A 20,082-nucleotide genomic window follows, 5' to 3' on the forward strand; every position below is an offset into this window, starting at 1 on the left:
CCGGGCATTCGTTGTATTTTATAGCTTGCTGATCTCTTCTTTTAGCAGCTCCGAATGGGTTCCGAAGACGACTTGCACGCTTCCTTGACCCAGTCGCATAACACCTGCTGCACCGAGGTCCTTCAAGGCTTTGTCGTTGACCTTCTTGTCATCCTTCAAGACGAGACGCAAACGAGTGATGCAAGCGTCTACGCTAACGACGTTTTCTTTTCCACCAATGTGAGTGAGCACTTGGATCGCTTTATCCTGCATCGAATTGTTCCTTCCTGTAGCTGTAACTGTCATTTCTTCGTCATCTTCTCGTCCTGGCGTCTTGAGGTTCAACTTCACGATCAGGAAACGGAACAGGACGTAGTAGACCACGGCGAATGCCAGACCAATCGGGATGATCATCCAAGCATTCGTAGAGAGGTGGTAGTTGATGCCGTAGTCGATCAGACCCGCTGAGAATCCAAAGCCGTGCTTGATACCTAGAGAGGTCACGATATACCCGGACACACCCGTCAATATCGCGTGAACAAAATACAGGAGTGGAGCAGCGAACATGAACGCAAATTCAACTACCTCGGTAATCCCGGTCAGGAACGAAGCGAGAGCTGCACCGATAAACATAGAAGCAACTACTTTGCGTTTTTCAGGACGCGCTGAGTGAATAATAGCGAAAGCCGCTCCAGGAAGTGCGAACATCATGATCGGATAGAAACCAGTCATAAACATTCCTGCTGATGGGTCTCCCGCAAAGAAACGATGCAAGTCGCCGTGTACGACTTTTCCTGTCGCATCGGTAAAGTCACCGATTTGGAACCAGGCAATCGCATTGAGTACGTGGTGCAGACCAAATGGAACGAGCAATCGGTTGAAGAATCCGAACAAGAAAGAACCTGTTGCGCCGAGACCTACGATCCAAGAGCCCAATGAGTCAAGGGCAATCTGGATGGGCCCCCAAATGATCCCGAAAATCAAACCGATGACAACCATGGAAAGAGAAGTGATGATCGGGACGAAGCGTTTTCCACCGAAGAATCCTAGCCATTCTGGTAGCTTGATCGAATGGTAGCGGTTATAGAAAAACGCTGCAATACCACCCGCCATAATACCGCCGATGACACCCATGTTCAGTTTCAAATCGTCCGCGATGAAAGGCAAGGCAGCAGGAACAGCTGCAAGTACTTTCGTTAATACGACGTAGGCGATGACAGCAGCCAAAGCAGCAACAGCATCTCCCGCCAATCCAATGGCAACACCGACAGCAAAGATTAAAGCCAGGTTGTCAAAAATGGCTGAACCACCAGCAGCCAAAAGCGGAGCGATGTAGGAGTCCATGAATGCACCAAAGGCGCCGAGATTGAGGTCCTTCTCGAATTTGAGAAGACCAAAGCTTTGCAAAATCGCTGCGGCTGGCAACGTTGCAACCGGGAGCATGAGGGCTCTCCCAATCTTTTGCAGAAAAGCGAGCATAGGATAAAACCTCCTTGGAATGAAATGAATTTATCAGGGAAGCCGCTCTCCGGATGAATGGCAAAATGATGAGGGCACAAGGAATAAGCCGGAGAGAGACCATTCTGATCGATATGTTGAAAGCGCTTACACTACTCAGGCGACAAAACCTTTTATAAGGCTTTGTCTTTCAGATATTGAACAACCTCGTCTACAGTAGAGAGTGTAAGAACGTGTTCGGCCAGTTGCTTCGCTTCTTCTACGCTGGTGGAGCGGATACGTTCTTTGACTTTTGGCATCACCGAAGCGGCACCGCTGAACTCATCGAGTCCCAATCCGAGCAGGAGCTTTGTTGCCAACGGATCTCCCGCCATTTCCCCGCACAGTCCGGTCCAAATGCCCGCCCGATGGGAAGCTTGGATGACTTGGGAAATCAATCGTAATACGGCTGGATGGTAGTAGCTGTACAGCTCGGCAATATTGGCATTCATCCGGTCTACGGCCAGCGTATATTGAACGAGATCATTCGTGCCGATGCTGAAAAAATCTACCTCTTTCGCAAACGCATCTGCTTGCAGGCAGGCACCCGGAATCTCCATCATCATGCCTACTGCGATCTTCTCGTCAAAAGCAATTCCTTCTGCCCGCAACTCTGCTTTCGCTTGCTCCAGCAATCGTTTGGCTTCACGCAGCTGCTCCAGATGGGAAATCATCGGGAACATGATCAGCAGGCGACCAAATGCACTGGCACGCAAGAGAGCGCGTAATTGCACCAGGAACAATTCCGGTCTGGCTAATGAGATGCGCATGGCGCGGAAGCCAAGGAACGGGTTTTCCTCCTGTGGAAGCGCGAGTGCTGGCAAATGCTTGTCACCGCCAACATCCAAGGTGCGAATGATGACTGGCTTGTCGCCAAAAGCAGCGGCTACATGCTTGTATGCAGCAAATTGTTCGTCCTCATCGGGAAGGGTGCTGCGATCCATGAACAAAAACTCGGAGCGGAACAACCCGATTCCTTCTACACCAGATGCGACCAGTGCATCCGATTCTTCTGGCACGGCCATGTTTGCCATCAGGTGAACACGGTGGCCATCGGTTGTTTCGGCAGGCAGCTCCTTAATGGCTTCGTACATTTGGCGTTCCTTTTCTTCCTGCGCGGCTTTTTCCTGATAGGCAGCCAGTGTATCCGCATCAGGCGAAACAATCAGCTGTCCAGAGGTTCCGTCGATGATCAGCAAATTTCCGGAGTCTACTTTTTCCATTAAGGTATCGCCTGCACCCATGACAGCGGGAATACCGAGAGAGCGTGCCAATATGGCTGCATGAGAGGTAGCGCCGCCTTTTGCCGTGACAATTCCCCGTACATGCTCGAGTGGAAGCTGAAGCGTCTCGGATGGGGTGACGTCCCATGCAACCAGGATGAAAGGCTCTTCCGGGTAGGAGATGACGGTGTCACCGCCCGAAATATTTCGAATCAGACGGCGGCTCACATCACGAATATCATCCGCGCGCTCTTTCATGTAGGCATCGTCCATACTCTCAAATAGAGCAATGAATTGATCGGCTACTTGCGAGACAGCGGCAGATGCCGCCAGTTGTTGATTTTCGATGAGCGCATTCATCTCCCCGACAAATGCCGGGTCATCCAAAAAGGCGATATGAGCAGAGAGGATGGCCGCTTTTTCCGAGCCTAATTGCTCCTCTGTCTGTTCCTTTAGCTTTTCCAGTTGTTCGCGTGCTTGCTCTACGCTTTTGCTAAGTAGTCCTAGCTCCTGAGTCGTATCCACTGGAGTGGTGGACTCTGCCTGCGCGATGGCTGTTTCGTGTGTGAGGCGTAAAACAGGGGCAATCGAAATGCCAGCGGAAACCGGGATTCCTTTTAACATACATCCTTCACCTTCCTGTCCGTCGTTTACACTATATGTTTGACGAGGATTGCTCCAATAGCTGCTGAATCGCAGTGGCTACGTTTTGTTCATCCGCGCCGTCGATCTGAACGGTCAGGGTGTCACCTTGGGAAACACCCAACGTCATGATGCCGAGAATGCTTTTGCCATCTGCGTGTTTTGTCCCTTTGCTCAGCGTAATCTTTGACTGAGATTGCGACGAACAATTCACGAGTAGAGCTGCTGGTCTCGCGTGGAGCCCACCCTCTACATTGACGGTAACTTCAAATTGAACCATGTTGTACCTCCTTCAACCATGCACTTCGCTTTATTTTAAGACGACAGTCATCAGTGGCTCTTGACCTGCTTGCACAGTTGCTTTTGCCACCACATTTTTTTCAGCAACCCGATCACCGTTTGTAATAACGATCGGTGTTACAATCGGACAACCCGCCTCTTCCAGTACGCTCTTGTCGAATTGGATGAGCTTGTCGCCAGCTTTCACTTGATCGCCAACCGAGACAAACGGGGTAAAGCCTTTCCCGTTTAATTTCACGGTATCGATTCCAATATGCATCAATATCTCAAGACCACTTTCAGTCGACAGCCCGATAGCATGGTGAGTAGGGAAAAGATGCGTTACCTTTCCATCGACAGGGGAGACGAGAGTGTCTGCACTTGGCAAAATCGCTACTCCATCACCGACGACTTTCCCTGCGAATACAGGATCAGGAACTTCGGACAGGGGGAGTACGGTACCTGTTAAAGGTGCAAGAAAGGTTACCTCTTGTTGTTGTTTTTTTCGGGAAAAAAGACTGCGTAGCATAGTATCCTCCTTTTGCGTCTGAACCAAAAAAGGCATGAGACGGTTGAATTCATACGACGACATACTTACTATGTCCGTATGATCTCACCGCTCATGCCTAGTCGAGCTAGTAACACGCAGGATTATGATTTAATTTTGTTGTAATAAGCGATAAAGGTGCAGAGCCATGTAACCAACCTCGTCTTCTGGTACAGCGATCTCGAGACGGGTGGAGATGTATTCAGCCAGCTCTGTTGCCAATTGATAGGCTTCTGGCATGGTGGTTTTGACTCGGTCCAGAAGCGGGTTCTTGATGAATTTTTGTTGACGGATGCGCTCAACGGCAAAGCGCAAATGGGTAATGAGGCGAACGTAGTCAATGGTACTGCGTTCAATCGTAATAGCTGTTCGTTCTTCAATCAGGCTTACCAAATCCGTGATGATGTTGGTGAATTGGACAGCCTTTTTTACTGGGACGTAGCTGATCGCGGAGTGAATGTGCAAGGCCAGAAATCCGATTTCACTATCGGGAATGTCCAGGTCGAATGCGTTCTTGATCATATCCGCTGCCCGGTTTGCCAGCGCGTACTCCTTCGTGTACAGCGTCTGGATTTCGAACAAGAACGGATTCACGATTTCCATGCCGTTATTGAGCCGATAGATGGCAAATTGGATATGGTCAGGCAAGGCAACGTGGACGTGTTCGTTCAATTCTGGCGTAATCTCACTCGCAATGAGAGCGATAATTTCTTCCGCAATTCCTACGACAGCAGGATCTACTTGGCTCAAGATGTTCTGATACTGCTTCTGATGGTTCTCATTTTCGAGCCTGAAGCGCTTTTCCACACGCGAGTCATGGGCGGGGATGGTATTCCCGGGTTTTGCGCCAAATCCGATTCCTTTTCCGAACAGGACAATTTCTTGTCCGGATCCGGGTTCTTCCACGAGTACGACGTTATGGTTCAACACACGCGTAATTGCGTACGTTTTTTCCTTTTCACGGGACAATCCATTCCACCACCTTTAGATAGACAAAAACGGTCCATGACCGTAATTGCTTACCGCAAGCGGTCACCATCCAATTTAATGAAAAATGTCGATGAACCATGACATTAATCAGAAAAAAGAGCCGAAAAAACCTTTTTAACAAGAAAAAGATCTTCTCGGCTCATGCCTGCATTACCAGTAACACGCCTTGTGAAAACGCTTCAATTAAAGCTTATAATAGCTCACGTCTCGTACATTGTCAATCACCCTGTTAACGGGAAAAAACACGGTGGGCAGGAGAAGCAGAAGCCTGTCCCGAATTGTTTGAACCAAGCAGGATAACGGCAAAACAAAGCCAAGCGGACGCCTTATTAGCAATCCGCCTGGTTTGTTACTTGGTGTACTTGTCGGCAATCGTAGATGCACAGAAGGAGTTCGGTTTGATTTCGGCACGAAAGTGATTGGTTTCTGCTAAGCTCAACAAAGACTGGATAAACTTACGGGTAGGGCCATTCGTACCGATATCAAAATGCAGGCGGATGGGAGTATCTAAGTGGTGGTCCCGCAAATATTGGCGTACTTCTGTGGCAAGTCCGACTGCGTACATCGCTTCCTGAAATATACGCTGTTGCAAGGATGAGTACCGGCGTTCTTGAAATTTGTGATAAAAGAAGGTGCCCCCATGGCCGGGACGAATCACTGTGATCACAAGAGCAAAAAAAGTCCCGCGGCTTTTTAATTGAGAGTCGGCCCCCACAATAATTTCAAATGGACCACCTATTGATGAGATGGTATGTTCGATGTGGGAAAACACTTCTTCTTTTGCCAGTAGACCTCTAGTCGGACTGTGAAAGCGATCAAATAACGTATTTGCAGAGGTTAAGCCCACTCACATCCCTCCAGAAAGAGGCTAACAATGATTTTCATACTTCTTCCTTACATCATTAATGTATGTAATCTCGCAGATAGTATGTGAACAGGTAGGGACAAAAACTTCTTGAATCAACTTTTTTGGGTAAAATGGTCCGTTTGTTCGGGACGAAAGACTGTTTTTGAAGGAGCTTTAGGGAAACGTGATACAAGCAAATGAACATGATTATTATATGAAACAAGCCATGGAAGAGGCCCGGAAAGCCGCTGCGATTGGCGAGGTTCCGATCGGTGCGGTCATCGTGCGCGACGGGGAAATCGTAGGTCGCGGCTACAACTTGCGGGAAACACAAAAAGACCCTACCTTGCACGCGGAATTGATCGCGATACGGGAGGCAAGTGAACGCTTGGGTGGATGGCGCTTGATCGGGTGTACGCTGTACGTGACGTTGGAGCCATGTCCGATGTGTGCAGGTGCAATCGTTCAAAGCCGTATCGAACAGGTCGTGTATGGCGCTCGCGATCCGAAGGCTGGCTGTGCCGGGACATTAATGAACCTGCTCGCGGAACCACGCTTCAATCATCAGGTGCCAGTCTTAGAGGGTGTTCTTGCAGAGGAATGCGGGCAGATGCTCAAGGACTTCTTTCGTGGATTGCGGAAAAAAAGACAGCCGGTACAGGAATGACCGGGCTGTCTGGACAAACCGTCTGCATGCAGGCGGTTTTTATTTGTTTACGTTTTGCAGCAGGTGCAGCTCTTCTTCGGTCAGTTCGCGATACTCACCTGGGGCGAGTGACGGGTCAAGGTGAAGCGGGCCCATACGAATCCGTTGCAGATAGGTGACTTGCAGGTCGAAAGCAGCAAACATCCGTTTTACCTGATGGAACTTTCCTTCCATGATGGTGACGCGAATCTCTGATGTTTCTCCTGAAGAGATAATCTCCAGCTTGGCTGGCAGTGTAGTGAAGTCCTCCAATTCCACGCCTTTGGCAAACTCCTGTACATGGTGCTCAGTAACTCGGCCATCGATGCGGGCAAAGTACTCCTTGTCCACTTTCTTTTTCGGGGACAAGAGACTATGGGAGAGGTGACCGTCATTGGTCAAGAGTAAGAGACCCTCGGTATCAATATCCAGTCGGCCTACCGGATGCACCTTGATAGCCCACTCGTACGGGAGCAAGTCCACTACGGTTTCATGGACATTGTCCTCTGTAGCAGAAACGACTCCAGGCGGCTTGTTCAGTAAAACGTACACCCAGCGCTTAAAGTTAAGCGGTTCTCCATCCACAAGAATTTCCTGTTCCTCGGCAATGACATGCATCCCCGGGTCTGTTGCGACAACGCCGTCCACGACGATCAGTCGCTGTTTCACTAAGGCTTTCACTTCCTTGCGCGTGCCGATTGCCATATTGGCCAGCACCTTGTCCAAACGTTCACGTTTCATATATGTTCCTCGCTTTTCTTCTGATCGGATACAATCGTGTGTGCTGTTATTAGTTTGGCCTAATGAGCCGCGCAAATCAAGGGGAATGCAAAGGAATGAGTCTTGCATTTTTGACTGTATTTTGCTATAGTAAATAATGTTTCTGACAAACCAAATATGGAGAGATACCCAAGTGGTCATAAGGGGACGCACTCGAAATGCGTTAGGCGTCGTGAGGCGTGCGTGGGTTCGAATCCCACTCTCTCCGCTTAGATTTTTCGGATCGAAGAGAATGAAGCATATTTTTGCCAGTGTGGCAGAGATATGCTTCATTTTTTTATATCACAAAAACTGTAAGCAAATTTTAATTTTGCGTCTAATAACGGGTACCGCCAGCAAAACGCGGATTAACAACGTTAAGGGGATGCGGACAGCTAAAAACGCCGATTTTAACCACAATAAGGCATGCAGCACAAGACCAATTATGTTGTATCCATGAGGGTGAATCTTACTCTTTTTAGAGTTTTACGCAACACAATTTAGCCTCAAGATTGTATTTCACAATGCAATACAACGAGAAGATTTTTACGACCAGGTTCATGGAATGGTGCCATATAATATTAGCTCTGATATGTTTTTTAAAAGCAACTTCGAAATGGGTCACTTTGTCGCTTTCATACATATAGAAGAAAAATGAGGTTTTTTTACAACCAATGCCCCCAAAAAAAATCTTAATATGATACGAAAACGCAATGAAATTGCGTAAAAAAGAATGGAATAATTTATAAAAAACGGTTGTTTTTTACCTTCTTTTTTTACCTATAAGGTAGGACGGTGAAAAGCATGAACGATGAGTTATTAATAGAGGAGTGTAGAAGAGTTTTAAGAAGGATCGCTTGGCGGTTGCAGTATCAAGCAAAGAAGATTTCCACCCGAGAGCTTCCGATCATAGAAAATATCTGTGGGCAGAATCAAATGTCTTCTGTAGATTCTAAGTTACACTTAGAAGAAATGTTGAATTCCCTTCCGGATAAAGCAAGATTTGTTATTGAGCAAGTAGTCATCAATGGAGTTCCAGAAGAAATAGTTGCACAGCATTTAGGCATATCTCAACAAGGCGTAAACAAATACAAACGGAAATATTTAGGGATACTTCGAAAAAAATTAGAGTCTAACCTGCAAGCAGTTAAGTCGTAGGCCCTCCCAAATGGAGGGTTTTTTTAAAATTTTTTATAACACGAATAGCCCGATCAACGTCTTGATTAGGCTAAATCCCTTTGCTACCGGTTATGTTTAAACACCTTACCAAACGAGCTACAAAGGCCCCTTTATGCGTTTTTATTCTAGGTGTAGGGTTGGCTAGTCATTGAAAAATCGAAATTTACCCCATTAGAACCGTTCAGATGATTGGTCACTCCATCAAAAAAGAACCCGATCACGCTCTAATTTATAACAAGAGCCCCAACTAAAAAGTTGAGGCTCTTGTTTGGGCGACCGCCAACCAAATGACAAATAAGCCACTTTTTCCCTTAACGTGGGTTTCTGGTTACTTTGCTGGCTGTACCCCATTTACTAGCCTATTGACGCTCATAATGATCTGGTCGGTTCGAAGGAGATTCGATCCTTACAGATCACAAGGTCTCCTTTTTCCGCTTATTTTCAACATAGGTTAGAAAAGCTTGCATTCCTTTAAGCCAAAGAGCCAAAAAGGGTGTCGTAACTGGTAGTACTATCAGGGCATATAGGGGTGCTAATTTAAAATAGTCAAGCATGATATCATTCGCTGTAATCTCTGTTGACGGGGTCATTACACGCTCAAAGCCATACTCTAAAATAAGCATCAGCGTAGCACCAACTGACCCCATGAAAAGGGGGATTATAAAACCTAGAAAAGCACATAAAACCCAATATACCCATAGGCGAATGTTCCTGAATGCCTGGAAGTAACCTGAAATACCAGAAATAACAGATACAGGAAATAGGGATGTCACAAAAAACCATAACCATCCCCCAAACGATGCTCCCCCAACCGACATGCCGCCAGCTGCGAAATCTCCGAGAAAAGAAATGATAAAACTCAAAAAAAACATAGTTACCAAACCGTAAATAAGACCTACTAACGTAGAGCGCACTTTAATACAAATGGTCGCTCCCTCCCCCAAGTGAATTAGTTTCAATATTATTATTATTTATCAATAAATTCCACATATTATCAAATACATTTCATTAGCGGGTCGCGATATCTTTGTTATTTAAGCGTCTTTCGCTACTTATGCTTGAATGCTAATTACTTGGCCCAGTAGATTTGACCTATTCTGAGATTTTCGATGTCGTGGCATAAATGACTGAGATCCCTTTAATTGAAGGACAATTTATCAAAAAGTTTAACGTTCGGTTGTAGAAAACCAATCCTGATTACCTATATGGGTGAAGGTGATTGATATCAACATAGCATGAAGGTTGGGCGACCTTTATGTTATGCGCCCTTATCATTCATCTTATAATTCCTATAGGAGATGGATATAAATGGCAAATATTGTAGAATTGCGTGTAGCAGCGTTTATCCCTGAAGAATGGTTATTAGTTACTTCTGATCCTTATAACAATTATTATGGTGAAGGAAACAACCGTGATTTTACCTACTGGACGGAAAATCAGAATAAGCTATTTAAAATGGCTCAACACATTGTGATTAATTGGAATACTTCCACAATTGATGTATACAAAGCGGTGGGACCAACTAGAACGAAAATTGAAAATAGGGCAACCGGAAAGGAATATATTAAAGAATATCCGTTGACAAGTGACAAGGATATCACATATAAGAATACAGTTTTAACCCCAACGACTGCGTCCCTATATATCAAAGGTTCGGCTGGAAATTCTGCTTTGCCGGAACTTTCCCCTGCGATTGACTGGGAGTACAACATTTCTGTTGATAGAAAAACTGGACGTGTAAGTTTTAATGGAAGACACGATGGTTTCCCTAATCATGAGATTTATAAACGAATTGATAAAGGGACTCCAGTAGAACTTTATAGATTCTATAAGAAGACACCTGGACATTTGGTTGATCCAATGGATGTTGAAGTGAATTTTTCAAAATAAAGTTCAGAGAATCGGAAAGTCGGCTATCCAACTAATGGATAGCCGACTTTCTACAACACCGTACGTACCTTTCGGTATACGGCGGTTATTCTCGAAGAAGATAGACGATTGTGAAGGCTAAACCCAACACGAATAGCACGATCAACATCTTGATCAGGCCAAATTCCTTTGCTACCGGTTATGTTTAGACCCCTTACCAAACGAGCTACAAAGGCCCTTTTATGCTTTTTTATTCTAGGTGTAGGTGGAAGGGATTGGATAGTCATTGAAAAATCGAAATTTACCCTATTAGAGCCGTTCAGAATGATTGGTCACTCCATCAAAAAAGAACCCGATCACGCCCTAATTTATAAACAAGAGCCCCAACACAGTTTGCAGTATCTCCAGCAACGATAATTAATTCCTCCATCAAAAAAGGAAGCATGGCGGTATACCTCTAAAGGTATCCGGATGCTTCCTCTTTTTGTTTTCCCCATCCTACTTCCTACAAAAATAAGGCCCACACCATTGGGTTTCATGGGTCTTCACATACGTCCACGTAAAATCCTTATCCACGACATACACATCGTATTCCGTTTCCAAGTCCGCGACAGAAAACACCGCAGCATTTTCCAAGATCAACACTTCATTGGAAAGCTGGTAAAACACATAGTACGACTCATGGGCAACTTGCTGAAAGGCTTCATCCGCTTCCTCGCGTTCAAGACAATCCCTCAGCTTATTGCTGAATAAATGCCACAGATACCCCTGGTAGCCGTCTTTATTTTTGAGAAAAATCCTCTCTTTATCTTCTTCGGTCAGATGGCTCGCAAAATGCTTCTCCCACTCTTCCCGTAAGTACGGTCCCCAAATAGACAGCTCTGTTGTCTTCGTGTTCTTCTCCTTCATCCGATCAGCTAGTTTCATTGGGCGCCTCCATGTTGACACAAGATCATTTCTAAGAAAATACGTATGAATGAGTGAGTCGGTCACGTCTCGCCTATTGACAAAGAAAAACGAGGCGCATATTATAATACCCATAGGGGTATACGTATAAAGTTGATCAATCACATTTCTACTCAAAACATAGGAGGTAGACAAAATGTCTGCACAACCGAATTTCACCGCTGATAAAACGTTAGATTGCAAAGGCTTGGCATGTCCAATGCCTGTCGTACGCACAAAAAAAGCGATGGAAGAGATGTTACCGGGTCAAGTGATGGAGGTAAAAGCGACTGATAAAGGCTCAATGGCCGATTTGAAAAGCTGGGCAAACAATACCGGGCATGAATTTCTGGGCACGATTCAGGAGGGGGAAGTATTCAAGCATTTCCTGCGAAAAGCGAGTACCCATGAGGTGAAGGAGGAGACGAACTTCCTACAGACCATTTCCAATGAAGAACTGCAAAAAAGGCTGGAAGCCAACGAGAAGCTGACACTCATTGATGTGCGAGAGCCGGCAGAATACGCTTTTCACCGCATTCCTGTAGCCATTTCAATACCCCTGGGAGTATTGGGGCAGCGCTTGGATGAGCTACAGCTCGATGATGACATCTACATCATCTGCCGATCCGGCAAACGCAGCGACATGGCTTGTCAGTTGCTGGCCGAAAAAGGTTTTACCAAAATCACCAATGTAGTACCGGGTATGTCTGGCTGGAATGGCCCGGCAGAAAAACAATAAGGGGGAGAGAAAGATGATGGAACAACAAACAAGTGTGAAGGCGATGACAGCACACGAGCTAACGCAGCTTCTTTTTGCGCAGGAGGAATTGTTTATTCTCGACGTTCGCAATACGAGCGATTACGAGGCTTGGCAAATCGAAGGGCATCGAGTAGTGAGCATGAACATCCCTTACTTTGATTTGCTGGATGGGGTGGAGGCTGTTCTTGAGAAAATCCCTGTGAAACAGAAGGTGTTGGTCGTCTGTGCAAAAGAGGGCTCTTCCATTTTTGTCGCAGAGATGCTAGCAGAAGCGGGCTTTACGGATGTTTCTTACCTGCAAGGAGGAATGAAGGCGTGGAGTGAGCATCTGGAGCCAGTGAAGGTGGGAGACCTCCGTGATGGCGGAGCGATTTATCAGTTTGTCCGCATTGGAAAAGGCTGCTTGTCTTACATGATCGTATCAGGAGGGGAGGCGGCTGTCGTCGATACACTGCGGATGACGGATGTGTACGAAGCATTTGCAGCAAAGCATCAGTGGACGATCAAGCACATCATCGATACTCATCTGCATGCCGACCATATTTCCGGTGGAAAGAAGCTGGCAGATCGGCTCGATGCATCGTATTGGCTCCCAGAAAAAGATGCGGAAGAAGTTACGTATTCCTATCGTAAGCTAGAGGAAGGGCAAGAAATTCAGGTGGGTGCAACCAAAATTGCGATCCTGCCGATCTATTCCCCCGGACATACCATCGGGAGTACGTCACTGATTGTTGATGATACGTATTTTCTCACGGGAGACAGTCTGTTCGTCGCTTCGATCGGACGCCCGGATTTGGCTGGGAAAGCAGAAGATTGGGTGGGAGACCTGCACAACACCTTGTATAATCGATATAAAGAGCTTCCCGAGCATTTAGTCGTGTTGCCTGCTCATTTTGGCAACTACACGGAGCTTGGTCCAATGGGTACCGTATCTGCCCGTTTGGGTGACCTGTATCGCAACAATCCAGGGCTAACGATTGCAGATGAAAGTGAATTCCGGCATATCGTTACGCATCATTTGCCGCCGCAGCCGAATGCGTATCAAGAGATTCGTCAAGTGAATATGGGGAAATTAAAACCGAGCGAAGAGGAACAACAAGAGATGGAAGTAGGGCCAAATCGCTGCGCCATTCACGATAAATAACGAAAAGGTTGTTCAAAAAATCGTCTTTTGATCACGAAGTAGTCCTGAAAAGTCGACTTTTTGAACAGGCATTTATATAACAGGAGGAATGAAAAATGGCGGATATTGTGGTAGATACAAAAGGTCTGGCTTGCCCGATGCCAATCGTCAAAGCAAAAAAAGCCATGGACGGAATGCAATCCGGTCAAACCATGGAAGTACTCTCGACGGACAAAGGCTCTTTGAACGACTTCACTGCTTGGGTCAAACAAACAGGGAATGAGCTGGTTTCCCATGAGGTTGAGAACGGTGTGTACAAATTTCTAGTGAAAAAGCTGTAAGGAGACAGAAGCGAGCACTTTTGACCGTTTTTGTAGTGCTCGCTTACTCCTGATTTTCATAAACGATACGTACGCCAAGGTGCGTATAGATTTCTTCTTTGTAGTGGCCATTGGGGCATTGCTTTTCACTGAACAAGGCATTTTTGTGTGAGCGCAAAGGTTCTTGGCAGGTGGGGCACCGATGCTGAAAAATGGATTTGAAAAAGCGGACCATTTAAATCACCTTATTCACAGTTATTTACTTGGGATTAATTTTACTTGAAGATGGTTCATTTGAAAAGATGGTTGAGCATTCCGATGTGTTAGGTAGGAATGCGAGGAGGATATATGGACGTTTTACTGCTTCTGCTCATGGTCTCTCTCGGTTTTGTCGGCTCCTTTTTTTCCGGATTACTCGGGATTGGCGGAGCGATCATCAGCTATCCGATGCTCCTGTTTATACCACCGGCACTAGGCGTGGCGCAGTTTTCTGCCCAGGAAGTTTCGGTGATATCGATGTTTCAAGTATTTTTCGCGTCGCTATCTGGCGTACTGGCTTTCCGCAAAAGAAACGGGAAAAACTCGCCCCTGATTCATAAAGGACTCGTCAGGGATATGGGGGTAAGCATCTTGGCGGGCAGCCTGATTGGTGCGGCTCTCTCCCAATACTTGTCGAATGAAAACATCAATGTGGTGTACGGGATACTGGCGATCATCGCCGTGATTTTGATGCTCGTGAAAAATAGGGGGACAGAAGCGGCAGCAGGGGAGGTCGCATATAACCGCTTCATTGCTGCTGGTGCTGCGTTTGCCGTAGGAATTGTATCCGGGATTGTCGGTGCAGGGGGGGCGTTCATCCTCATTCCGATCATGCTGACCGTGTTGAAAATACCTACGCGGGTGACGATTGCCTCATCTTTGGCTATTGTATTCATCTCCGCAATAGGTGGTGTGATCGGGAAGCTGTCGGGTGGGCAAATTCCGCTCTTGCCCGTTTTGTATACGGTCATCGGAAGTGTTTTGGGTGCACCGGTGGGCAGTATGATCAGCGCCAAGAGCGATGTGAAATATTTGCGCTATGGCCTAATTGTGCTGATTTGTGGAACGGCTATCAAGATTTGGAGTGACATTCTATAAGGAAAGATGCTTTTCGTTGCAAAAGCTTCTTTCGCTTATTTTCATACCTATACAAGTATAAGTATATCGGAGAGGTGTTCTTACATGGAAAAACAACAAAAAGAAAAAACGACGATTGTGTTGTTCAGCGGTGACTTGGATAAAGCGATTGCAGCCTTTATTATTGCGAACGGAGCTGCGGCCTATGATCATGATGTCACGATTTTCTTCACCTTCTGGGGACTGAATACCATGCGCAAGGACGAGATCGTGAAAGTAGAAAAGGGGTGGCTTGAAAAAGCGTTCGGTTGGATGATGCCAAGAGGCGCCAAGAAGCTCGGACTGTCTAAAATGAACATGATGGGCATGGGGCCAGAGATGATCAAGCATGTCATGAAAAAGCACAATGCCCTGACGCTTCCACAACTCATCGAGCTGGCTCAGGAGCAGGGAGTGAAGCTGGTCGCTTGTACGATGACGATGGACTTGCTCGGTCTCAAACAGGAGGAATTGCTCGACGGAATGGAGTATGCAGGTGTGGCCGCTTATTTGGGGGATGCGACACAGGCAAAAGTAAACCTATTCATTTAAACAGCAGCGTAGGCAGCTTGCTTGACATTACCTGGATTTCGCATAAGATACCTGTATGTAAGGTAGTTCCAAGATTGATACGTATGCCTTGTCGTGAAACAGGAGGAATTCATATGGATTACAACTACAGTGACGATATCAAAAGACGTTTAAAACGAATCGAAGGACAAGTCCGCGGTGTGCTGAAAATGATGGACGAGCAGAAAAACTGCAAAGACGTAGTAGCGCAGCTCTCCGCTGTTCGCAACGCTTCAGATAAGGCTATTGCCCAGATTGTAGCGGAAAACCTGCAACGCTGTTTGTTAGAAGAGCAGGCTGCTGGAGGAGACACGAGCAAGCTGGTGAAAGAAGCCGTAGAGCTTTTGGTCAAGAGCCGTTAAACCGATTTTGGAGAGGAGCTTCCTATGAGTTTCACTACGATTCTTTTGCTGTTAGCCTACGCGATCATCATTTGGTATTTGGTCTCTCGCTTCCTTCCTGTGAAGGGATTAGAAAATCTCAAAACAGACCAGTTCAAGGAACGGGTCAACCAAAAAAGCAGGGTACTGCTCATCGACGTACGCGAGCCGCACGAATATAAAGCGGGTCACATTCCATCAGCGGTGAACATCCCTTTGTCTCAGCTCGACAATCGTGCAAAAGAAATTTCCAGCAAAAACGATATATTGCTATACTGTCGGAGCGGGATGCGTAGTAAGCAGGCAGCAAAAATTTTAAAGAAACACGGCATTCCTCAGATGGCCCATCTACAAGGCGGGTTCATTACTTGGAATGGTCCAACGAAAAAGAAATAACAGCTAGCACCTGGTGTATGTTTGAATACCCGGGTGCTTTTTTCATGAGATAAAAAACAGGGTTGACATTTCATTTCGTTGTAACTACAATGATTACAACAAGGCGATGCGGTAAGTGCCTATTCTTTTTGAAAGAGTTGTAACTAATTCGGTTACATCTACAACATACAAAATGGAGGAATATCATCATGAAGATTGCAATTGTAGCAGCAAGCGGTAAAGCAGGTAAGGTAATTATGAAAGAAGCGCTGGATCGTGGCCATCAAGTGACAGCGATTGTGCGTGATGCATCGAAAATCGAGCAAGCCGACGTAGCTGTGATTCAGAAAGATGTGTTTGACCTGACAGCGGCAGATTTGAACAGCTTTGACGTAGTCGTGAATGCCTTTGGGGCACCAGCAGGTCAAGAACATCTGCACGTAGAATCAGGGAAGGCTTTGATTGAAGCGTTGAAGGGTGCTTCTTCTACACGTTTGCTCGTTGTAGGTGGTGCAGGCAGTCTGTTTGTAGACGAGGCCAAGACACTGCGCCTCGTAGAAACTCCTGATTTCCCTAAGGCTTACTTGGCAACTGCGCAAAAGCATGGAGAGTACTTGCGTGTATTGGAAGAGTCAAACGGCATTCAATGGACGTATATCAGTCCATCTGCCTTTTTTGACCCAGCAGGGGAGAGAACAGGCGCGTACCGACTCGGAAAAGACCATCTGTTAGTGAACGCTAGCGGACAGAGCTATGTGAGCTATGCCGATTATGCTGTAGCCATGCTCGATGAAATCGAAAATCCGAAGCATCGCAATGAGCGCTTCACAGTAGGCTCCTAATCTCGATTGGAATTAGGCTCCTTAACAAAAAGACCAGCTTCCTACAAAAGGATAGCTGGTCTTTGTTGTGTATCGAGATTATCTGCCAATCCCACCGACGAATGGGTAGGAAAACGGGCGTCCATTTAAGGAATAAATGATACCTTTGATCGGGTAGTAGATCGCCATCAGTCCAAACACAATCAGGAACGGAATCCCAATCAACAAGAAGGTGAAGAACCAAGAAATAGCGATGAGCACCGTCATAATGATGTGGAAAAACAAAGCTTGCAGCGCCATATTTTTGGCGTCACGATTTTGTACGAGCAGCCAGACAAGAATGGGCACAAGGATCGGTGCAAAAAATGTGCTAGCGTGCGTTATGACTTTTACACCTTTATAATCCATAAATAAGTCCTCCTTGATTAGATGTAAAACTTGATCTACTGTCATTGTAACGTATGGATATCACTCAAAAAAACCATCATAAGCGTGATTATTTGATCCGACTATAGACGGAGGAATTTTTATTTCCATTCGTTTACTGTTATAGTAGTAAGAAAATCTTTCGTTTTTGGTAGATAATTCGTAATGTTTTTTGGATATGATAAATGGATAAGCAAGAACTGAGAAGGGAGCATATAGACATGATGATCGATTGTCATCATCCGTCCAGCATGAAGGATCGGATGATGTTCTTCTATAATTTTTTGCGGTCACCTGGCCAAGTAGGCAGTATTACTCCTAGCTCCCGTGCGCTTTGTAAACAAATGGTTGCGCCCATCGACTGGGAGCACGCACATACAATTGTGGAATTAGGAGCGGGAACGGGGATTTTTACGAAGTGGATCGAGCAAAAGAAAAAACCGGAAGCCGTACTGGTATCTTTTGAAAAGGAGACCAAGATGCGCAAAAGGTTGGAACCACTATTTCCCGATGTACGATTCCATGAAGATGCGGTAGATTTGAATCGGGTTCTTTCGGACGCGGGATTGGGCAAAGCCGACTGTATTTTGTCAGGACTGCCATTTGCCAACTTCCCACAAGAGCTGCGTGATCAAATTATGGATCAGGTATATCATGCACTAAAACCAGGCGGAGTATTTGTCGCCTTTCAATATTCGCTGCAAATGAAAAAGCAGCTTTCCTCTGTATTTGAGCAAGTATCGGTGAAGATGGTTCCATTGAATCTGCCACCTGCCTTTGTCTACATTTGCCGGAAGGATGATAGCAAGGGTGTCGGCTAGGAGGATTTCTACATGATTGTCGATATGCTGTCCGAGTCTGTGGGTCAGTTTGGCTATTTTGCTCTTTTCTTTATGTTATGGCTAGGGATTGTTGGTATGCCGATTCCTGACGAGGTGATCGTGCTGTCTGCAGGAGTGCTGACCTCGATGGGACTTCTGCATGTTGTTCCTGCATTTATTGCGACCTATTTGGGTGTCGTGTCTGGGCTGTCATTGGGATATGTGCTCGGGAGATGGCTAGGTGCACCTGCACTGAACTGGATTAGTCGCAAAAAAGGAATGAACAAGTACGTAGATCAAGCGCAGTCGCTGCTCGATCGTTACGGAAGCTACGCTCTATGTATCAGCTATTTCTTTCCTGTCGTCAGGCATGTGGTTCCTTACTTGGTCGGGATCGGGAAAATGACGTTTCCACGGTACGCCCTGTTTTCGTACACAACCGGCTTTGTATGGACGTTGATTTTGTTTTTGCTTGGTCATTTCATGGGAAATAAGGTGGAGATGCTTACTTCTTATGTGGCCTTGTTGAATAATCGAACCGTGATTTTCTCTGTCTTAGGTGTACTGATTCTCATTGCTGCTGCTTATTATGGGTTTACCGTTTGGAGAAAACAAAAAAGCATGGCAGCTGCACCACAGCCTCTGATGATCGATCGTGATCGGCAAGAGTAATCTGAATGTAATCATAACCAATCCTCTGCGTGGAGCAGAGGTTTTTTTGCTTTTTATTATAAAAAAACCCGTCCGTATGTGCGGCAGTGGCACAATGGAGGGGCTTTGGACAACGATTATGAGGTAGCCTTGTTTCTTCGAATGTTTCGCTGGCGCAGCCATTCCGGCAAGATGATTCCGAGTAAAATGATCACGACACCGCTCACTTGGAGTATAGAGACAGATTCATTCAGAATGACATAGGAGGAGAGCACAGCCATAGGTAGCTCAGCTGCTCCTAATATAGCTCCCATCCCCGGCCCTATGTGGGGCATACCATAATTGAAAAAAACGGTCGGGATAAAAATACCGAAGAAGGCGAGTAAAAATACGTATGGAAACAACCCGTCCAACAATGCTCCGTTGAATAGAAAAGCGGGTGGGTAAATCAGGCTGGCCAACAGAAAAGAGCCAGTCGCCATGCTGGAACTACGAATCCACGGATTAATGGCAATGGCGATTTTTCCACTGAACAAAATAAACAATGTAAAAGAAACGGCTGAGAAAAGACCGAAGACGACACCAAGGATATGAAATTGGGCCAAACCGCCGCTCTCAAAAATTCCTCCTGAAAGAAGGGTTCCTGTCAGCAGCAATAGGAGGGAAAAAATCGTCTCCTTCCCCGGCATTCGGCGAGTCATCACAGCTTCAACCAGTACGCCCATCCATGTGAACTGAAACAAAAGGACGATGGCGATCGAGGCAGGGATATATTGCAGGGCATTGTAGTACATAATTCCCGTGGAGCCGACAGACAGACCTACGGCGACCAATAAAAGCAACTGGCGGAGGGGAGGCTTGGTCCGCAGGAAGAAAAGAGCGGGTATCCAGGTCAGCACAAAACCCAAAAACATTTGCCCACCAATTACTTCTGCGGGCGAATAGCCTTGCTTGTAGGAAAGCTTTACGATGGTTGATAGTATGCCGTAACTACATGCTCCGAGAAAAACCAGGAGGATGTATCTCATCTGATGCATCTCCTCACATACGATAATAATTCTTAGCTAGGATATTACGACAGCGTCCGTTTGTCTATGGATGAAGAAGATTCCATTTTTAGTTCGAACAAAGGTTTATGTTTGATCCCAGCGGGAAATAGTGAAATGACACTATGTAAGCGTACCCACTACAAATGGAGTAGCTATAGGTTTGGAACAGCTCAGAAAAAAGGGGGAGGCT

General features: G+C 46.1%; 24 protein-coding genes and 1 tRNA gene. 14 read left to right on the forward strand and 11 right to left on the reverse strand.

Features of this window, described 5'->3' with window-relative positions:
* Positions 1–18: 18 nt before the first annotated feature.
* The 6 genes from nagE to POF51_RS28060 all read right to left on the reverse strand — a co-directional run bounded on the left by nagE (position 19) and on the right by POF51_RS28060 (position 6,004).
* Positions 19–1,458 carry an N-acetylglucosamine-specific PTS transporter subunit IIBC gene (gene nagE / locus POF51_RS28035; RefSeq protein WP_069852501.1) on the reverse strand — a complete coding sequence of 480 codons (1,440 nt, stop codon included), beginning with the start codon at positions 1,456–1,458 and terminating at the stop codon, positions 19–21.
* Between the two features lie 152 nt (positions 1,459–1,610).
* Positions 1,611–3,323, reverse strand: coding sequence for a phosphoenolpyruvate--protein phosphotransferase (gene ptsP / locus POF51_RS28040; protein WP_069852503.1), 1,713 nt, complete (start codon positions 3,321–3,323; stop codon positions 1,611–1,613).
* A gap of 31 nt (positions 3,324–3,354) precedes the next feature.
* Positions 3,355–3,621, reverse strand: a complete 267-nt coding sequence (locus tag POF51_RS28045; RefSeq protein ID WP_012683821.1) for an HPr family phosphocarrier protein — start codon at positions 3,619–3,621, stop codon at positions 3,355–3,357.
* Between the two features lie 30 nt (positions 3,622–3,651).
* On the reverse strand, positions 3,652–4,149 hold the full coding sequence (locus POF51_RS28050) for a PTS sugar transporter subunit IIA (RefSeq protein WP_017246890.1): 498 nt from the start codon (positions 4,147–4,149) through the stop codon (positions 3,652–3,654).
* 129 nt (positions 4,150–4,278) lie between these two features.
* The gene (gene glcT, locus POF51_RS28055) at positions 4,279–5,136 is read right to left on the reverse strand and encodes a glucose PTS transporter transcription antiterminator GlcT (protein WP_069852505.1); all 858 of its coding nucleotides are present in this window, start codon (positions 5,134–5,136) and stop codon (positions 4,279–4,281) included.
* 370 nt (positions 5,137–5,506) lie between these two features.
* Positions 5,507–6,004 (reverse strand): ribonuclease H-like YkuK family protein, encoded by a 498-nt coding sequence (locus tag POF51_RS28060; RefSeq protein ID WP_056496045.1) that lies wholly within the window; start codon positions 6,002–6,004, stop codon positions 5,507–5,509.
* A 184-nt stretch (positions 6,005–6,188) separates the two neighbouring features.
* On the opposite strand from POF51_RS28060, the gene tadA reads away from it, so the two are divergent.
* A complete protein-coding gene (gene tadA, locus POF51_RS28065; RefSeq protein ID WP_017246893.1) occupies positions 6,189–6,671 on the forward strand; it encodes a tRNA adenosine(34) deaminase TadA in 483 nt (160 codons plus the stop codon).
* Between the two features lie 39 nt (positions 6,672–6,710).
* Here tadA and POF51_RS28070 read toward each other — a convergent pair whose 3' ends face one another.
* Positions 6,711–7,430 carry a pseudouridine synthase gene (locus POF51_RS28070; protein ID WP_069852507.1) on the reverse strand — a complete coding sequence of 240 codons (720 nt, stop codon included), beginning with the start codon at positions 7,428–7,430 and terminating at the stop codon, positions 6,711–6,713.
* A gap of 158 nt (positions 7,431–7,588) precedes the next feature.
* On the opposite strand from POF51_RS28070, the gene POF51_RS28075 reads away from it, so the two are divergent.
* Both POF51_RS28075 and POF51_RS28080 read left to right on the forward strand, forming a co-directional pair.
* Positions 7,589–7,677, forward strand: a tRNA-Ser gene (locus POF51_RS28075).
* 575 nt (positions 7,678–8,252) lie between these two features.
* The gene (locus POF51_RS28080) at positions 8,253–8,606 is read left to right on the forward strand and encodes a hypothetical protein (protein WP_017246897.1); all 354 of its coding nucleotides are present in this window, start codon (positions 8,253–8,255) and stop codon (positions 8,604–8,606) included.
* 434 nt (positions 8,607–9,040) lie between these two features.
* Here POF51_RS28080 and POF51_RS28085 read toward each other — a convergent pair whose 3' ends face one another.
* Positions 9,041–9,499 (reverse strand): hypothetical protein, encoded by a 459-nt coding sequence (locus POF51_RS28085; protein ID WP_244521843.1) that lies wholly within the window; start codon positions 9,497–9,499, stop codon positions 9,041–9,043.
* A gap of 436 nt (positions 9,500–9,935) precedes the next feature.
* Here POF51_RS28085 and POF51_RS28090 point away from each other — a divergent pair, with 436 nt between their 5' ends.
* Positions 9,936–10,517, forward strand: coding sequence for a DUF3238 domain-containing protein (locus POF51_RS28090; RefSeq protein ID WP_069852511.1), 582 nt, complete (start codon positions 9,936–9,938; stop codon positions 10,515–10,517).
* A 477-nt stretch (positions 10,518–10,994) separates the two neighbouring features.
* Here the strand turns inward: POF51_RS28090 and POF51_RS28095 are convergent, their stop codons facing one another.
* Positions 10,995–11,423, reverse strand: a complete 429-nt coding sequence (locus POF51_RS28095) for a DUF4275 family protein (protein WP_069852513.1) — start codon at positions 11,421–11,423, stop codon at positions 10,995–10,997.
* Positions 11,424–11,598: 175 nt separating this feature from the next.
* On the opposite strand from POF51_RS28095, the gene POF51_RS28100 reads away from it, so the two are divergent.
* The 8 genes from POF51_RS28100 to POF51_RS28135 all read left to right on the forward strand — a co-directional run bounded on the left by POF51_RS28100 (position 11,599) and on the right by POF51_RS28135 (position 16,966).
* The gene (locus POF51_RS28100) at positions 11,599–12,180 is read left to right on the forward strand and encodes a sulfurtransferase TusA family protein (protein WP_106836603.1); all 582 of its coding nucleotides are present in this window, start codon (positions 11,599–11,601) and stop codon (positions 12,178–12,180) included.
* A gap of 13 nt (positions 12,181–12,193) precedes the next feature.
* Positions 12,194–13,345 (forward strand): MBL fold metallo-hydrolase, encoded by a 1,152-nt coding sequence (locus tag POF51_RS28105; protein WP_271756535.1) that lies wholly within the window; start codon positions 12,194–12,196, stop codon positions 13,343–13,345.
* Positions 13,346–13,440: 95 nt separating this feature from the next.
* Entirely contained in the window at positions 13,441–13,665 is a 225-nt protein-coding gene (locus tag POF51_RS28110; protein WP_007719853.1) for a sulfurtransferase TusA family protein, read from the forward strand.
* A gap of 327 nt (positions 13,666–13,992) precedes the next feature.
* Positions 13,993–14,781 carry a sulfite exporter TauE/SafE family protein gene (locus POF51_RS28115; RefSeq protein ID WP_069852521.1) on the forward strand — a complete coding sequence of 263 codons (789 nt, stop codon included), beginning with the start codon at positions 13,993–13,995 and terminating at the stop codon, positions 14,779–14,781.
* Positions 14,782–14,865: 84 nt separating this feature from the next.
* Positions 14,866–15,351: a DsrE/DsrF/DrsH-like family protein gene (locus tag POF51_RS28120; protein ID WP_017246905.1), complete on the forward strand. Its 486-nt coding sequence runs from the start codon at positions 14,866–14,868 to the stop codon at positions 15,349–15,351.
* Between the two features lie 113 nt (positions 15,352–15,464).
* Entirely contained in the window at positions 15,465–15,731 is a 267-nt protein-coding gene (locus tag POF51_RS28125) for a metal-sensitive transcriptional regulator (RefSeq protein ID WP_012683835.1), read from the forward strand.
* Positions 15,732–15,755: 24 nt separating this feature from the next.
* Positions 15,756–16,145 (forward strand): rhodanese-like domain-containing protein, encoded by a 390-nt coding sequence (locus tag POF51_RS28130; RefSeq protein ID WP_069852523.1) that lies wholly within the window; start codon positions 15,756–15,758, stop codon positions 16,143–16,145.
* A 188-nt stretch (positions 16,146–16,333) separates the two neighbouring features.
* Positions 16,334–16,966: an NAD(P)-dependent oxidoreductase gene (locus tag POF51_RS28135; RefSeq protein ID WP_069852525.1), complete on the forward strand. Its 633-nt coding sequence runs from the start codon at positions 16,334–16,336 to the stop codon at positions 16,964–16,966.
* A 78-nt stretch (positions 16,967–17,044) separates the two neighbouring features.
* On the opposite strand, the gene POF51_RS28140 is transcribed toward POF51_RS28135, so the two are convergent.
* Positions 17,045–17,353: a DUF4870 domain-containing protein gene (locus tag POF51_RS28140; RefSeq protein WP_069852527.1), complete on the reverse strand. Its 309-nt coding sequence runs from the start codon at positions 17,351–17,353 to the stop codon at positions 17,045–17,047.
* Between the two features lie 239 nt (positions 17,354–17,592).
* Between POF51_RS28140 and POF51_RS28145 the strand changes: the two genes are divergently transcribed.
* Both POF51_RS28145 and POF51_RS28150 read left to right on the forward strand, forming a co-directional pair.
* Positions 17,593–18,192: a class I SAM-dependent methyltransferase gene (locus tag POF51_RS28145; RefSeq protein ID WP_017246909.1), complete on the forward strand. Its 600-nt coding sequence runs from the start codon at positions 17,593–17,595 to the stop codon at positions 18,190–18,192.
* A 12-nt stretch (positions 18,193–18,204) separates the two neighbouring features.
* Entirely contained in the window at positions 18,205–18,864 is a 660-nt protein-coding gene (locus tag POF51_RS28150) for a DedA family protein (protein ID WP_069852529.1), read from the forward strand.
* Positions 18,865–18,980: 116 nt separating this feature from the next.
* Here the strand turns inward: POF51_RS28150 and POF51_RS28155 are convergent, their stop codons facing one another.
* Positions 18,981–19,871 carry an EamA family transporter gene (locus POF51_RS28155; RefSeq protein ID WP_069852531.1) on the reverse strand — a complete coding sequence of 297 codons (891 nt, stop codon included), beginning with the start codon at positions 19,869–19,871 and terminating at the stop codon, positions 18,981–18,983.
* Positions 19,872–20,082: the final 211 nt, after the last annotated feature.

The sequence above is a fragment of the Brevibacillus sp. AG genome (assembly GCF_028369215.1).
In the GTDB taxonomy this organism is placed as follows: domain Bacteria; phylum Bacillota; class Bacilli; order Brevibacillales; family Brevibacillaceae; genus Brevibacillus; species Brevibacillus porteri.

What these genes read in the sequence shown, in the direction of transcription:
- nagE (WP_069852501.1), bottom strand. Translation starts at nt 1,458, where the DNA reads ATGCTCGCTTTTCTGCAAAAGATTGGGAGAGCCCTCATGCTCCCGGTT.
- ptsP (WP_069852503.1), bottom strand. Translation starts at nt 3,323, where the DNA reads ATGTTAAAAGGAATCCCGGTTTCCGCTGGCATTTCGATTGCCCCTGTT.
- POF51_RS28045 (WP_012683821.1), bottom strand. Translation starts at nt 3,621, where the DNA reads ATGGTTCAATTTGAAGTTACCGTCAATGTAGAGGGTGGGCTCCACGCG.
- POF51_RS28050 (WP_017246890.1), bottom strand. Translation starts at nt 4,149, where the DNA reads ATGCTACGCAGTCTTTTTTCCCGAAAAAAACAACAACAAGAGGTAACC.
- POF51_RS28070 (WP_069852507.1), bottom strand. Translation starts at nt 7,430, where the DNA reads ATGAAACGTGAACGTTTGGACAAGGTGCTGGCCAATATGGCAATCGGC.
- POF51_RS28080 (WP_017246897.1), top strand. Translation starts at nt 8,253, where the DNA reads ATGAACGATGAGTTATTAATAGAGGAGTGTAGAAGAGTTTTAAGAAGG.
- POF51_RS28085 (WP_244521843.1), bottom strand. Translation starts at nt 9,499, where the DNA reads ATGTTTTTTTTGAGTTTTATCATTTCTTTTCTCGGAGATTTCGCAGCT.
- POF51_RS28090 (WP_069852511.1), top strand. Translation starts at nt 9,936, where the DNA reads ATGGCAAATATTGTAGAATTGCGTGTAGCAGCGTTTATCCCTGAAGAA.
- POF51_RS28095 (WP_069852513.1), bottom strand. Translation starts at nt 11,423, where the DNA reads ATGAAACTAGCTGATCGGATGAAGGAGAAGAACACGAAGACAACAGAG.
- POF51_RS28100 (WP_106836603.1), top strand. Translation starts at nt 11,599, where the DNA reads ATGTCTGCACAACCGAATTTCACCGCTGATAAAACGTTAGATTGCAAA.
- POF51_RS28105 (WP_271756535.1), top strand. Translation starts at nt 12,194, where the DNA reads ATGATGGAACAACAAACAAGTGTGAAGGCGATGACAGCACACGAGCTA.
- POF51_RS28110 (WP_007719853.1), top strand. Translation starts at nt 13,441, where the DNA reads ATGGCGGATATTGTGGTAGATACAAAAGGTCTGGCTTGCCCGATGCCA.
- POF51_RS28115 (WP_069852521.1), top strand. Translation starts at nt 13,993, where the DNA reads ATGGACGTTTTACTGCTTCTGCTCATGGTCTCTCTCGGTTTTGTCGGC.
- POF51_RS28120 (WP_017246905.1), top strand. Translation starts at nt 14,866, where the DNA reads ATGGAAAAACAACAAAAAGAAAAAACGACGATTGTGTTGTTCAGCGGT.
- POF51_RS28125 (WP_012683835.1), top strand. Translation starts at nt 15,465, where the DNA reads ATGGATTACAACTACAGTGACGATATCAAAAGACGTTTAAAACGAATC.
- POF51_RS28130 (WP_069852523.1), top strand. Translation starts at nt 15,756, where the DNA reads ATGAGTTTCACTACGATTCTTTTGCTGTTAGCCTACGCGATCATCATT.
- POF51_RS28135 (WP_069852525.1), top strand. Translation starts at nt 16,334, where the DNA reads ATGAAGATTGCAATTGTAGCAGCAAGCGGTAAAGCAGGTAAGGTAATT.
- POF51_RS28140 (WP_069852527.1), bottom strand. Translation starts at nt 17,353, where the DNA reads ATGGATTATAAAGGTGTAAAAGTCATAACGCACGCTAGCACATTTTTT.
- POF51_RS28145 (WP_017246909.1), top strand. Translation starts at nt 17,593, where the DNA reads ATGATGATCGATTGTCATCATCCGTCCAGCATGAAGGATCGGATGATG.
- POF51_RS28150 (WP_069852529.1), top strand. Translation starts at nt 18,205, where the DNA reads ATGATTGTCGATATGCTGTCCGAGTCTGTGGGTCAGTTTGGCTATTTT.
- POF51_RS28155 (WP_069852531.1), bottom strand. Translation starts at nt 19,871, where the DNA reads ATGAGATACATCCTCCTGGTTTTTCTCGGAGCATGTAGTTACGGCATA.